Origin of the sequence: Enterobacter sp. BIDMC92 (genome assembly GCF_001030225.1) — a bacterium.
Taxonomy (GTDB): Bacteria; Pseudomonadota; Gammaproteobacteria; order Enterobacterales; family Enterobacteriaceae; genus Enterobacter; species Enterobacter sichuanensis.
Genome location: NZ_KQ087598.1, coordinates 1,086,020 through 1,099,902, shown reverse-complemented (window position 1 = coordinate 1,099,902; position 13,883 = coordinate 1,086,020). Strand labels below are relative to the sequence as shown.

General features: G+C 52.1%; 13 protein-coding genes. 2 read left to right on the top strand and 11 right to left on the bottom strand.

Annotated elements, in window-relative coordinates; all coding sequences use genetic code 11:
* Nucleotides 1–2 precede the first annotated feature (2 nt).
* From SP99_RS04915 to bolA, 11 genes are all read right to left on the bottom strand, one after another.
* Nucleotides 3–332: an addiction module antidote protein gene (locus tag SP99_RS04915; protein WP_025756173.1), complete on the bottom strand. Its 330-nt coding sequence runs from the start codon at nucleotides 330–332 to the stop codon at nucleotides 3–5.
* Entirely contained in the window at nucleotides 304–669 is a 366-nt protein-coding gene (locus SP99_RS04910) for a type II toxin-antitoxin system RelE/ParE family toxin (RefSeq protein ID WP_047957883.1), read from the bottom strand. Before SP99_RS04910 ends, SP99_RS04915 begins: the two co-directional genes overlap by 29 nt.
* Before the next feature lie 48 nt (nucleotides 670–717).
* Nucleotides 718–1,116 carry a YbgC/FadM family acyl-CoA thioesterase gene (locus SP99_RS04905; protein WP_025756175.1) on the bottom strand — a complete coding sequence of 133 codons (399 nt, stop codon included), beginning with the start codon at nucleotides 1,114–1,116 and terminating at the stop codon, nucleotides 718–720.
* A 97-nt stretch (nucleotides 1,117–1,213) separates the two neighbouring features.
* Complete coding sequence (locus SP99_RS04900) at nucleotides 1,214–1,594, bottom strand: helix-hairpin-helix domain-containing protein (protein ID WP_047957882.1); 381 nt, start codon at nucleotides 1,592–1,594, stop codon at nucleotides 1,214–1,216.
* A 147-nt stretch (nucleotides 1,595–1,741) separates the two neighbouring features.
* Nucleotides 1,742–3,613: a peptidylprolyl isomerase gene (gene ppiD, locus SP99_RS04895; RefSeq protein ID WP_047957881.1), complete on the bottom strand. Its 1,872-nt coding sequence runs from the start codon at nucleotides 3,611–3,613 to the stop codon at nucleotides 1,742–1,744.
* Nucleotides 3,614–3,825: 212 nt separating this feature from the next.
* On the bottom strand, nucleotides 3,826–4,098 hold the full coding sequence (hupB, locus tag SP99_RS04890; protein ID WP_002444653.1) for a nucleoid-associated protein HU-beta: 273 nt from the start codon (nucleotides 4,096–4,098) through the stop codon (nucleotides 3,826–3,828).
* Between the two features lie 210 nt (nucleotides 4,099–4,308).
* Entirely contained in the window at nucleotides 4,309–6,663 is a 2,355-nt protein-coding gene (lon, locus tag SP99_RS04885; RefSeq protein WP_023334706.1) for an endopeptidase La, read from the bottom strand.
* 182 nt (nucleotides 6,664–6,845) lie between these two features.
* On the bottom strand, nucleotides 6,846–8,120 hold the full coding sequence (clpX, locus tag SP99_RS04880; protein WP_008503316.1) for an ATP-dependent protease ATP-binding subunit ClpX: 1,275 nt from the start codon (nucleotides 8,118–8,120) through the stop codon (nucleotides 6,846–6,848).
* A gap of 127 nt (nucleotides 8,121–8,247) precedes the next feature.
* Nucleotides 8,248–8,871, bottom strand: coding sequence for an ATP-dependent Clp endopeptidase proteolytic subunit ClpP (gene clpP, locus SP99_RS04875; RefSeq protein ID WP_008503317.1), 624 nt, complete (start codon nucleotides 8,869–8,871; stop codon nucleotides 8,248–8,250).
* Nucleotides 8,872–9,130: 259 nt separating this feature from the next.
* Nucleotides 9,131–10,429 (bottom strand): trigger factor, encoded by a 1,299-nt coding sequence (gene tig / locus SP99_RS04870; RefSeq protein ID WP_008503318.1) that lies wholly within the window; start codon nucleotides 10,427–10,429, stop codon nucleotides 9,131–9,133.
* A gap of 330 nt (nucleotides 10,430–10,759) precedes the next feature.
* Nucleotides 10,760–11,077 carry a transcriptional regulator BolA gene (gene bolA / locus SP99_RS04865; protein WP_013095855.1) on the bottom strand — a complete coding sequence of 106 codons (318 nt, stop codon included), beginning with the start codon at nucleotides 11,075–11,077 and terminating at the stop codon, nucleotides 10,760–10,762.
* 305 nt (nucleotides 11,078–11,382) lie between these two features.
* Between bolA and SP99_RS04860 the strand changes: the two genes are divergently transcribed.
* Both SP99_RS04860 and ampG read left to right on the top strand, forming a co-directional pair.
* Nucleotides 11,383–11,961, top strand: a complete 579-nt coding sequence (locus tag SP99_RS04860; protein ID WP_025756179.1) for a lipoprotein — start codon at nucleotides 11,383–11,385, stop codon at nucleotides 11,959–11,961.
* 45 nt (nucleotides 11,962–12,006) lie between these two features.
* On the top strand, nucleotides 12,007–13,482 hold the full coding sequence (ampG, locus tag SP99_RS04855; RefSeq protein WP_047957880.1) for a muropeptide MFS transporter AmpG: 1,476 nt from the start codon (nucleotides 12,007–12,009) through the stop codon (nucleotides 13,480–13,482).
* Nucleotides 13,483–13,883: the final 401 nt, after the last annotated feature.

The window sequence follows — 13,883 nt, the reverse complement described above, 5'->3', positions numbered from 1 at the left end:
GGTTATTTGACCGTGCTGTCGAACAGTTTGACACCGGCAGCACGGGTCACTTTCATCAGGGTTGTCAGCGTTGGGTTGCCATTGTCAGACAAGGTTCGGTATAGCTGCTGACGGGACAAGCCTGCTTTGGCAGCAATTTCACCTATGCCACCGCGGGCTTCGATAACGCGTCTTAACGCGATTAAATATGCAGGGATTCCCTGATCTTCATAAATCTCATCTAACGCCACCTGCAGGTATAGCTGAGCGTAGGAAGGGTTTTCACGAAGCATTTTTACAACGGCTTCATCATGGCTGACGGAACTAGAAAATTCTTGTTGGCTTTTGCTCATCGGATTTATCCTTTTGATGATCATTCCAGTAATCTATTGCCAGCTTAACATCAATCTTTTGACTCTTTTTGTCACCGCCGATCAGCAACAACAGGATCTTCCGATGTTGAAGCGCAAAATAGATTCGATAGCCGGGACCACAATCAATTTTCAATTCCCAAATACCCTCTCTGAGGTATCGGTAATCGCCGAAATTCCCTTTCTCAGCACGGTCAATTCGCAGAAGGATCCGAAACGCTAACTCCGGATCCTTTCGCTTCATCTTCGCTACCCACTCCTCGAACGGCACTTTTCCGTCGCGGGTCCGGTAACGTTCAACAACGTAGTCCCTGTCCATTATTCTATCCCTGAAAAAACTTTTTGTCTTTTATAAAAGACAAAACTCCTAAGCGATCATCAACTCCAGCTTTTCCCGCAACTCCCCTTCAAGCGGCAGCGCTTTCTGCGTTTTCAGATCGATACAGACAAAGGTAATTAGCGCATCAGCCACCACCTGCCCTTCAGGATCCAGTGTGACAACCTGACTGAGGACACCACTCTTCCCGTTTAGCTGTTGTACCTGGCTGGTCACGGTGAGCACATCACCCAGTACGGCCGGACGGCGGTAGTTGATGTTGATGTTGACGACCACGAACGCGATGTTATGCGCGGTCAGCCACTGAAAGCTTTCGCTGTTTTCCAGCCCGTCCCAGCGCGCTTCTTCAAGAAACTCAAGATAGCGTGCATTGTTCACATGCTGGTAAACGTCGAGGTGAAAACCGCGTACTTTGATTTTTGTCTGCATAGCGCAATAGCCTTTAGTTGTTATAGGATCAGAGGTCATCACTGGTATGACCTCTTTATCCTGGCAAATTATCGCCGCAGTGCAAGTAATTGTGAGATTACAGCGTCAGGTGTGAGAGGTTGCGTTCAACCAGCGCGCTTCCCATCCCCGGAACCTGTTTGAGATCATCGACGGTTTTGAAAGGTCCGTACTCTTCGCGGTAGCTGACGATAGCCTGCGCTTTTTTCAGGCCGACACCATTCATCGCGCGGGCCAGATCTTCCGCCGATGCCGAATTGATACTCACCCGCGTACCGTCATCGTCCCCTTTTTTACCGGCATCCGTCGCTTTGGTTTGCCCCTGCACTGACGCAGCGTCGTCGGTCTTACTCTGTACCGTCTGTGGTTTAGCGGCAGGCGTCGCCGCCTGCGCGCCAGCGCTCATCCCGGTGGTGGCAATAGCCAGCGTAATTAACAGTGCTTTGATTCCACGTTTCATGCTGTATCTCCTTGTTTGTTGACAGCCCCGTCACGATAGCCATCGATGAAAACAGGCACAAACGGCAGATTGCAGAAATGGAAAAGGCCGCGAAAGCGGCCTTGAGTTTTTGCAGAGCGTTACGAAAATCTGCGAGCAGATACGTAATTATTGCTGCTGAGTCATCACATCACCCAGCTTGATTTTGGCATCTTTACGCAGGTTGCTCATCATCGCTTCGAAAGCGATCTGGGCATTGTTCTGGGTAATGCCCTGAACCATCGCTTTCTTCTGCGCTTCTGGCAGAGTGCCGGCTTTCACTTCATCGAGCGCCAGCAGAACGACGTTACCCTGCATATCAGTCGTGGAGCCGAAGCTCGGTTTATCCTTCGCAGGCAGGCTCAGACCAAATGCAGCCTGGCTGACAGGATCCTGGCTCGTACGGCTCAGCGTTTTCGCCTCACCGAAGCTCAGGCCAGCCGCTTTCAACGCGTCCTCTTTACCCGCTTTCAGATCAACCAGAATCTTTTCAGCATCCAGTTTCGCCTGCTGTTCCGCTTTATTGTGCTTAACCTGGGCGACAACCTGATCCTTCACTTCCGCCAGCGGTTTGACCGCTTCTGGCTTGTGCTCGCTAACACGCAGAACGAACGCACGATCGCCATCAACGGTAATGATGTCAGAGTTACTGCCTGGCGTGCCGTTCTCGCCGACCAGCCCACCGTTAAAGATGGCATCTGAAACCGGTTTGAAGTTCAGCTCTTCCGGCAGGTTATCACGGCCAAACCAGCCCGTTTCAACCGCTTTCACGCCAGCCGCCTGCTCTGCACCCGCCAGAGATTCGTTGTCGTTGCTGGCCGCATCGCTCACTTTCTGCTGCAGTGCGTAGTAGGCATCCAGCGCTTTTTCCTGCTTCACTTTCGCCGCGATGTCATCACGAACTTCAGCCAGTGGTTTGGTTTTCGCAGGGATGATGTCGTCCAGACGAACCACCAGGAAACCAACGGAAGATTTAACAACACCAGACAACTGGCCTTTGTCTTTCAGACCGGTATTTTTCAGTTCATCAGGGGTCGTTGCCTCTTCCAGCCAGCCCATATCCCCACCGTTTTTCGCGGAGATAATATCGGTGGATTTCGCTTTCGCAATGGTCGCGAAATCTGCGCCTTTATTCAGTTCATCCAGTACCGCTTTGGCATCAGCCTCGGTTTTGGTCTGAATCACGCTGTAGCGGTTGCGCTGCGGCTGAGTGAACTGATCCTGATGCTGATCGTAGTAAGACTGGATCTCCGCGTCAGACGCGCTTTCCTGCAATGCAGCCGCATCCAGCTTGATGTAGCTCACGCGGAACTGCTCCGGAGAAACAAAGGAATTCTTGTTCTGCTCGTACCAGATGTTAACGTCAGCGTCGCTTACCTGCTGTTTCGCCGCCAGGGCGTTCACGTCAATGGTCGCTTCACGCACAACGCGTTGCTGCGCTACCAGCGCAGCCAGTTCGTCCGTTTCACCTTTGAGCATGAAGTCAGTACCCACGACGGCATTGATGAGCTGCTGGGTAGTCAGTTGGTTACGCAGCGCCTGCGCGTATTGATCGGCGGTCATGCCCATCTGGTTGACGATGCTGTTGTAACGTGCGTTATCGAATTTGCCGTTAGACTGGAAGGCTTGCGTGGAGAAAATGGCTTTTTTCACCTGCTCGTCGCTGATGCCGAGGCCCAGTTTTTTGGCATACTGGTCCAGCAGAGCTTCGTCGATAAGACGGTTCAGCGTCTGTTGGCGCAGGGTCTTCATATACCCTTCGTTCGCCGCCAGTTCAGAGAATTGGTCGCCCAGCTGTTGCTGCATACGGTTACGTTCACCGGCAAAAGCATTCTCGAACTGACCACGACTGATCTCCTGGCCATTCACTTTTGCGGCATAGTTCGCGCCACCGCCAATAAGGTAACTGCTCACGCCGGTCAATATGAACGACACGATAATGATACCGAAAATAATCTTGAGCACGAGACTGTTAGCAGCCGTGCGTAAGCTGTCCATCATGGTGTAACAACACTCCGCTGTAGGTGACTGATTACCTGACGCTGACGGTAAATCCTGCCCGTCGCGCGTGAAGGCCTATTGTGACAAGAAAACGGGGCGATTGTCAGCCCACAACTCGCATAAACTCGTACAAATCAGGTCTGGACAAACAAAAAAGGCACATCAAACGATGCGCCCTTGTACTATCCGGCTTCCCTGAAACGGGAAAGCAATCAGTTTACTGCGTCTTTCAGCGCTTTACCTGCACGGAAACCCGGCACTTTAGCAGCAGCGATGGTGATCTCTTTACCGGTCTGAGGGTTGCGGCCAGTACGGGCAGCACGCTCTTTAACAGCAAAAGTACCGAAGCCTACCAGTGCAACGTCGTCCCCAGCCTGCAGAGATTCAGTAACAGAAGCAATTAATGCATCTAACGCACGTCCAGCTGCAGCTTTAGAAATATCAGCACCAGCAGCAATTTTGTCAATCAGTTGAGATTTATTCACTGTTCTCTTCCTCTCTTTATAATTTATATCGCGTCTGAATCCTTCACAACGCGACCGCGCAGCAGTTATATCAGGCCTGCCATGACCTTACAACACCCGTTGTTGATGGCTGACCTAATCAGCAATCTAAATTAGCTATACAAAAAAAGGCTGGCAAGTGCGAAATCACTTACCAGCCTTGTTTTTATTGACGCTCTTTGCGCGAGGTCACTATTTTGCGGTTACAACCTGCATTCCGGAAGGTTCATTCTGCAATGCGAGACTAAGAACTTCCTCAATTCGCTTAACAGGATGGATCTGCAGATCGGCAATCACGTTGTCCGGAATCTCTTCCAGATCGCGTTTGTTTTCGTACGGGATCAATACGGTTTTGATCCCACCGCGATGTGCCGCCAGAAGTTTTTCTTTTAACCCACCGATTGGCAGAACCTGACCACGCAGGGTGATTTCACCGGTCATCGCCACATCGGCGCGCACCGGGTTGCCGGTCAGACAGGATACCAGCGCGGTACACATGGCAATACCCGCGCTTGGGCCATCTTTCGGCGTTGCCCCTTCAGGAACGTGAACGTGGATGTCGCGTTTTTCATAGAAATCCGGGTTGATGCCCAGTTTTTCCGCGCGCGCGCGCACCACGGTCAGCGCCGCCTGAATGGACTCCTGCATCACTTCACCCAGAGAACCGGTGTAGGTCAGTTTGCCTTTGCCCGGGACACAAGCGGTTTCGATGGTCAGCAGATCGCCGCCCACTTCCGTCCATGCCAGACCGGTCACCTGGCCCACACGGTTTTCGTTGTCCGCGCGACCATAGTCGAAACGCTGAACGCCGAGATAGGCATGCAGATTGTCGCCGTTGATCACAATGTGTTTCAGGCTCTTATCCAGCAGCAGCTGTTTCACCGCTTTACGACACAGTTTAGAGATTTCACGCTCAAGGCTACGCACGCCCGCTTCACGGGTGTAGTAACGGATAATGCCAATAATCGCGCTGTCCTCTACGGTCAGCTCGTTGGCTTTCAGCGCGTTACGCTCTATCTGTTTCGGCAGCAGGTGCTGCTTAGCAATGTTCAGCTTCTCATCTTCGGTATAACCGGAGAGACGAATCACTTCCATACGGTCCAGCAGCGGGGCCGGAATATTCATGGAGTTCGACGTCGCGACAAACATGACGTCGCTCAGGTCGTAGTCCACTTCCAGGTAGTGATCGCTGAACGCCACGTTCTGTTCTGGATCAAGCACTTCCAGCAGCGCCGAGGCCGGATCGCCACGCATGTCCGAGGACATTTTGTCGATCTCATCGAGCAGGAACAGCGGGTTTTTAACGCCCACTTTCGCCATTTTCTGGATCAGTTTACCCGGCATAGAACCGATGTAGGTACGGCGGTGACCGCGGATTTCCGCTTCATCGCGTACGCCACCCAGCGCCATACGGATATACTTACGGCCGGTCGCTTTGGCGATGGACTGGCCCAGAGAGGTTTTACCCACCCCCGGCGGTCCTACCAGGCACAGAATAGGGCCTTTAATTTTGTTTACACGGCTCTGTACCGCAAGGTATTCAAGAATACGGTCTTTCACACGTTCCAGGCCGTAGTGGTCGGTATCCAGGATTTCCTGTGCCTGACGCAGGTCTTTTTTGACCTTGCTGCGGGCGTTCCACGGAACCTGTACCATCCACTCAATGTAGCCGCGCACCACGGTCGCTTCCGCCGACATCGGAGACATCATTTTCAGCTTCTGCAGTTCTGCTTCCGCTTTCTCTTTCGCCTCTTTCGGCATCTTCGCCGCATCGATCTTGCGCTTCAGCGCTTCGTTTTCGTCCGGCGCGTCGTCCATCTCGCCGAGCTCTTTCTGAATGGCTTTCATTTGCTCATTCAGATAGTACTCACGTTGAGATTTCTCCATCTGCTTTTTCACGCGGTTGCGAATACGCTTCTCAACCTGCAGCAGATCGATTTCAGACTCCATCATCGCCATCAGATATTCCAGACGTTCGTTAACGTCGGACATTTCCAGCACGGACTGCTTGTCAGCCAGCTTCAGCGGCATATGGGCTGCGATGGTGTCCGCCAGACGCGCAGGATCGTCGATGCTGTTCAGCGACGTCAGCACTTCTGGTGGGATTTTCTTGTTCAGCTTGATGTAGCCTTCAAACTGGCTAATCGCGGTGCGCACCAGCACTTCCTGCTCGCGCTCATCCAGTTCAGGCGAATCAAGGTACTCTGCCTTCGCGGAGAAGTGTTCGCCATCGTCTGACAGAGTGGTAATACGCGCACGCTGCAGACCTTCTACCAGCACCTTCACGGTGCCGTCAGGCAGCTTCAGCATCTGCAAAATAGAGGCCACGGTCCCGACGGTGAAAAGATCGTTTACACCCGGCTCATCCGTTGATGCTTCTTTCTGCGCCACCAGCATGATTTTTTTATCATGATCCATAGCGGCTTCGAGGCAACGGATAGATTTTTCCCGCCCTACAAATAAGGGTATGACCATGTGCGGATAAACCACCACATCGCGCAACGGCAATACGGGGATTTCAATGCGTTCAGAACGCTCAGGATTCATAGAGCTCTCTCTTAGTTAGTGTCCGCCAGGTAAGCTGGTCATGTCACTGTGCTTCACATAACCATTAACATGTATCCAGTATATGGGGATGTTTCCCACACATTCAACGCTATGAATAAGGAAAAAGTAAAGGGGAGATAAAATCCCCCCTTTTTGATTAACTGCTTGTATGATTTGGTGAATTATTCGCCAGATGCCTGCTGTGCTTCCGGTTTACCGTAAATCAACAGTGGCTTGGTTTGACCGCTAATCACAGACTCGTCAATCACCACTTTTTCCACGTCTTCCATTGAAGGCAGATCGTACATGGTGTCGAGCAGAGCCGCTTCAACGATAGAACGCAGACCACGCGCGCCGGTTTTACGGCTCATTGCTTTTTTGGCAATCGCATCCAGCGCTTCGTCACGGAATTCCAGGTCAACACCTTCCAGATTGAACAGCGCCTGATACTGCTTGGTCAGCGCATTTTTCGGCTCTTTCAGGATCTGGATCAGCGCCTCTTCACTCAGTTCATTCAGGGTTGCCACCACCGGCAGACGACCGATGAATTCAGGGATCAGGCCGAACTTGATCAGATCTTCTGGTTCAACCTGTGCCAGGAGCTCGCCTTCGTTCGGTTTTTCGGACGTTGATTTCACCGTTGCGCCAAAACCAATGCCGGAGCCGGTTTCAACACGGTGGGAGATGACTTTATCCAGACCGGCAAACGCACCGCCACAGATGAACAGGATCTTGGAGGTATCAACCTGCAGGAACTCCTGCTGAGGGTGTTTACGTCCCCCCTGCGGCGGAACAGCAGCCACCGTCCCTTCAATCAGCTTCAGCAGTGCCTGCTGTACGCCTTCACCTGATACATCACGGGTGATGGACGGGTTGTCTGATTTACGGGAGATCTTGTCGATCTCATCGATGTAAACGATCCCACGCTGGGCTTTCTGTACGTCGTAATCGCACTTCTGCAGCAGTTTCTGGATGATGTTTTCAACGTCCTCACCCACATAACCGGCTTCGGTCAGGGTGGTGGCATCCGCCATGGTGAACGGTACATCCAGCAGACGCGCCAGGGTTTCAGCCAGCAGCGTTTTACCGGACCCGGTTGGGCCGATCAGCAGAATGTTACTTTTACCCAGTTCTACGCCATTGCTGGTATCGCCGTTGCGCAGACGTTTGTAGTGGTTGTATACCGCTACCGCCAGTACTTTCTTGGCCTGCTCCTGACCGATGACATAGTCGTCAAGGTGATGACGAATTTCATGCGGCGTTGGCAGCGCGCTGCGCTCGCGGTGTGGCGCGACTTCTTTAATCTCTTCGCGAATGATGTCGTTACATAAATCGACACATTCGTCGCAGATATACACGGACGGCCCGGCAATCAGTTTACGCACTTCATGCTGGCTTTTGCCGCAAAAAGAGCAGTACAGCAGTTTGCCCGAACCATCTTTGCGTTTATCTGTCATGAGTCCAAACCTCTTTTTAAGTTCTTTGTGCCGCACATGACGACGCAAATGCCATTCTAAGACGCAAGCTGCTCTCAGGCAGAGTGCCGCCCTACCTTAGTATAGCGGCACACTCGCGTCGCGGGCATCAATTACGATGGGTCAACACGGAGTCGACTAAGCCGTACTCAACTGCTTCTGAAGCAGAGAGGAAGCGATCGCGCTCGGTATCGCGCTCGATCTGCTCGAGGGGTTGACCCGTATGCTGCGCCATAAGTTCATTCATGCGCGCTTTTACTTTCAGGATTTCGCGGGCGTGGATTTCAATATCCGTCGCCTGCCCCTGGTAACCGCCCAGCGGCTGGTGAATCATCACGCGGGAATTCGGCAAGCAGAAACGCTTACCCTTAGCCCCTGCTGTTAACAGGAACGCGCCCATAGATGCAGCCTGACCCATACAGATAGTGCTTACATCAGGCTTGATGAATTGCATGGTGTCATAAATGGACATACCTGCTGTAATCACGCCACCCGGGGAGTTAATGTACAGGTAAATGTCTTTTTCCGGGTTTTCCGCTTCCAGAAACAGCATCTGCGCCACGATCAGGTTAGCCATGTGGTCTTCCACCTGGCCTGTCAGAAAGATAACGCGTTCCTTGAGCAGACGGGAATAGATATCAAAAGAACGCTCACCACGTGAGGTCTGTTCAATAACCATTGGCACCAGAGCCATATGGGGTGCAAAGTTATCTCGTTCGCCACTGTATGACATTTCCGTCTCCTGGATCAAAATTGAAAACACCTGCTGTACTGATTGTAACCTTACGGACGGATTATCAGCCAGTCTCATTCATCATGATTACGTACTTATGGGGTTCACAGTGCCCTATTTCAAGCATAACAACCTTTTGTTGTTACGCTAACACCGAAAGGGCGTTTTAGCACTCTTCCTGGGCTAAGCTGCGATAAAAAAAACCCGCTGCCGCAAGGCAACGGGTTTTCTGTTCAAACTTTAAACCGTTAGGGCGAAATTACGCCTGCTGGTTCATCAGTTCGTTGAAAGAGGTCGCTTTTTCGGTCACTTTCGCTTTCGCCAGTACCGCTTCAACAGCCTGCTCTTCCAGGGCAACGTTGCGCATGTTGTCCATCAGCTCTTTGTTCTTCCCGTAGAACTCGATCACTTCTGATGGATCTTCGTATGCAGAAGCCATCTCTTCGATCAGGCCTTTCACACGCTCTTCGTCAGCTTTCAGCTCGTGGGTACGAATCACTTCGCCCAGCAGCAGGCCAACAACAACGCGGCGTTTTGCCTGCTCTTCGAACAGTTCGCGTGGCAGTTCCATCGCTTGCTGCTGGTTGCCACCGAAACGCTGTGCAGCCTGACGGCGCAGCACGTCGATTTCGCTGTCGATCAGGGCAGCTGGCACGTCGATTTCGTTCGCTTTCACCAGACCTTCGATCGCCTGAGATTTAACACGGTTACGCACCGCGCCATTCAGCTCGCGCTCCATGTTTTTACGCACTTCGGTACGCAGGCCCGCGACAGAACCATCTTCCACGCCGAAACGCTTGATGAATTCTTCAGTCAGTTCTGGCAGTTCGCGCTCTTCAACTTTCTTCAGGTTGATAACGAACTTCGCCGCTTTACCTTTCAGGTTTTCAGCGTGGTACTCTTCCGGGAAGGTCACGTCGATGGTGAACTCTTCGCCCGCTTTGTGGCCTTTGATACCGTCTTCGAAGCCTGGGATCATACGACCCTGGCCCATCGCCAGTACGAAGTCAGACGCTTTGCCACCTTCGAACTCTTCGCCGTCTACAGAACCGGTGAAGTCGATGGTCACACGGTCTTCCGCGTCAACAGCGCCTTCTTTCTCTTTCCAGTTCGCCTGCTGCTTACGCAGGGTGTCCAGCATGCCGTCAACGTCTTCGTCAGTCACGGATACAATCGGTTTTTCAACTTCGATAGATTCCAGACCTTTCAGCTCGACTTCCGGATACACTTCGAACTCTACAGAGTAGGTGAAGTCTTCGCCCAGTTTGTATTCGCCTGGAACGTAGTTCGGCGCGCCGGCCGGATTGATTTTTTCTTTGATGATCGCATCAATAAAGTTACGGCTCATCAGCTCACCCAGCACATCCTGACGCACAGAAGCGCCATAACGCTGAGCAACAACATTCATTGGTACTTTGCCCTTACGGAAGCCGTCAATACGTACTTTTTTTGCTACGTTGACCAGCTCGCTTTTCACAGCAGTTTCGATGCTGTCAGCAGCGATAGTAATCGTTACACGGCGGCCAAGGCCTTGAGTGGTTTCAACTGAAACTTGCATCTTGTTACCTCAAAAAAATCACAGTGCTCGGTCAACTCTGAATCTGTCTGTTATACCGGGATGCTCTCTTAGTGCAGATTCACATTCCCTGTCGCCAGAATCATCCCGAAGACATTCATTAAGACGCGGCATTATAGCGGCATCACTTAGGTGAGTCGAGAACGGTTGGGGCATGTTGCTGCGGCTTTTTTCACACTTTAAGGCTATTTTTAGCCTTAAAAACGCACCATCCGCTCAAAACTCAGACAAAACAAAACGGCCCGGAGGCCGTTTTGAGGAAATCTGTATGCAACATACTGGAAAAACTCCAGCGGTTGCAAATCCGATTTATCAGGCGATGGTGCCTGCTCCCCGACAAGGCGGGGAGGCAAAAACCGTATCCTGCAAGCCTTCCCACTCCTTAATGGTGTAGGTATGCAACGCCAGGGCATGTACGGTTGTGGAGAGTTCTTCCGTCAAGGTGCTGTAGATCAAGCGGTGTCGGTTCAGGAAACGTTCTCCCGTGAAGCGATCGCTAACCAGAACCACTTTGAAGTGGCTTTCAGAACCTGCCGGTACGTTATGACGATAGCTCTCGTCGACGACTTCGAGGAACACAGGGTTGAACGCTGCCCTTAATTTATCTTCTATCTGCTCACGTATCATCATGAAATTACTCCTCCGACAACGCCAGGATGTCACCCATCCCTTTAAATATTAGCCGCTTTTACCGTTTCCATTACACCTTGACAACAAATATTTAGCTTTCGTCTTATTTTCTCATCCAAACGAATGAAGTTTACTGTGTGGCTCATACGTTTTGTCATTCCACGATTGAGAAAAAGGGTGAGCTGGTCAGTTTTCAGACAAGGCGATGAATTTACATGCGTTGACCACTTCCCCTGGCCGTTGGCGATGTTATGATGGCGGCAATTTTTTCTCTCTCTATGCTTACGATTCGTGAGAACCTTAAAATGTTAAAAAAACTCTTCTTCCCGTTGGTAGCCCTTTTTATGCTGGCAGGCTGCGCTACCCCGCCAACCACCATTGATGTTTCACCGAAAATCACCCTGCCTCAGCAGGACCCAAGCCTGATGGGCGTCACCGTGAGCATTAACGGTGCCGATCAGCGTCAGGATCAGGCTCTGGCGAAGGTGACCCGCGACAACCAACTGGTGACATTGACCGCGTCCCGCGACCTGCGTTTCCTGCTGCAGGAAGTGCTGGAGAAACAGATGACCTCTCGCGGTTATATGGTTGGCCCAAGCGGCGCGGTGGATCTGCAGATCATCGTGAACAACCTGTACGCTGACGTCTCCCAGGGTAACGTGCGCTACAACATCGCCACTAAAGCGGATATCGCCATCATCGCGACCGCGAAGAATGGCAACAAGATGACCAAAAATTACCGTGCGAGCTACTCTGTAGAAGGCGCGTTCCAGGCGTCTAATAAAAATATTGCTGATGCGGTTAACAGCGTGCTGACGGACACTATCTCCGACATGGCGCAGGACACCAGCATTCACGACTTCATCAAACAGAACGCGCGTTAATTCTGCTGGCTGACCCGGTGTGTTACCGGGTCAGTTGCTAAGAACATGTCCAGTCAATACTTACGTATTTTCCAGCAACCGAAATCAGCCATTCTGCTGATCCTCGGCTTTGCCTCGGGTTTACCCCTCGCGCTCACTTCCGGCACGCTTCAGGCATGGATGACGGTCGAGAATATCGATCTTAAAACCATCGGTTTCTTCTCGCTGGTGGGCCAGGCCTATGTCTTTAAGTTCCTGTGGTCTCCGGTCATGGATCGCTACACGCCGCCATTTCTGGGGCGTCGTCGTGGCTGGCTGGTGATGACCCAGGTCCTGCTGCTGCTGGCCATTGCAGGGATGGGTTTTCTTGAACCCACCTCGCAGTTACGCTGGATGGCCGCGCTCGCGGTGGTGATTGCCTTCTGCTCCGCTTCCCAGGATATCGTGTTCGACGCCTGGAAGACGGACGTCTTACCGGCGGAAGAGCGCGGTGCCGGTGCGGCCATCAGCGTCCTGGGCTATCGCCTCGGGATGCTGGTCTCCGGCGGGCTGGCTCTCTGGCTGGCCGACCGTTACCTCGGCTGGCAGGGCATGTACTGGCTGATGGCTGCCCTGCTTATCCCCTGCATTATCGCGACGCTGTTTGCGCCCGAACCAAGCGATGTTATCCCGGTTCCCCGTACGCTGGAGCAGGCCGTCGCCGAACCACTGCGTGATTTCTTTGGCCGTAACAACGCCTGGCTGATCCTGCTGCTTATCGTCCTTTATAAGCTTGGCGATGCCTTTGCGATGAGCCTGACTACCACCTTCCTTATCCGGGGCGTCGGTTTTGATGCCGGCGAAGTGGGTGTGGTGAATAAAACGCTGGGGTTGTTCGCGACCATCGTCGGCGCGCTCTACGGTGGTGTATTAATGCAGCGCCTGACGCTGTTCCGCGCACTGTTGATTTTCGGCATCCTGCAAGGGGCGTCTAACGCAGGTTACTGGCTGCTGTCGATCACCGACAAACATATGGTCAGCATGGCTACCGCGGTGTTCTTTGAAAACCTCTGTGGCGGGATGGGCACCGCGGCATTTGTCGCCCTGCTGATGACGCTCTGCAACAAGTCGTTTTCTGCCACGCAGTTCGCACTGCTCTCGGCACTCTCTGCCGTTGGCCGCGTCTACGTGGGGCCGATTGCTGGCTGGTTTGTGGAAGCCCACGGCTGGCCGACGTTTTATCTCTTCTCTGTGGTTGCGGCGGTGCCAGGGATTTTATTACTGCTTGTCTGCCGTCAGACGCTGGAATATACCCAGCGAACAGAACACTTTATGCCGCGCACCGAATATCATCGCGCCTACCGTTTTGCGTTACGTCTGTTAATGACGGGCTGTGTTGCCCTGGCTCTCTGGCTGGTCGTGCTCATTATTAATGCCAGCACGTTGCTGGCGCTCCCTCTGGAAGCCCTTCTGCTGGACGCTGGCGCCCTGCTGGCCGTCGTCGGGATCCTGACGGGAGGCGTGCTCGATTTCATGGCGCTGCGTAAAACGCGCATGACCTGAAGAAAAATGCGAAAGGTTATTTCCCGTTGTAATCACTAAGCGAAATTATAACGGTGAAATAGCCAGCAACCGCTAAAAAAATATTTGTTGTTTTGTGCGGGATAGGATTTGGAAATTATTGGCTCCGGTTCCAAAAGACTATTTTTCATTAAACGATTCAGCATTGGGAAGTTTGATTTTTCGTTTTTTAGATGTCTTTTTATTGATAATTAATTGTTAATTTTTTGTTTATTTTTAACAATGGTTATACCAATTGCCCCTTTTAGGGTATGCTTGGGGGTCCTTTCGTTATAAAGCCCATGCCATGCGGCTTCGGTCATAAAAACCGACATAATTTGCAACACTTGTGACACGTGCGGCAGAACCCGGTAACACCTTCCTGACACAGGCCTAATGATGTT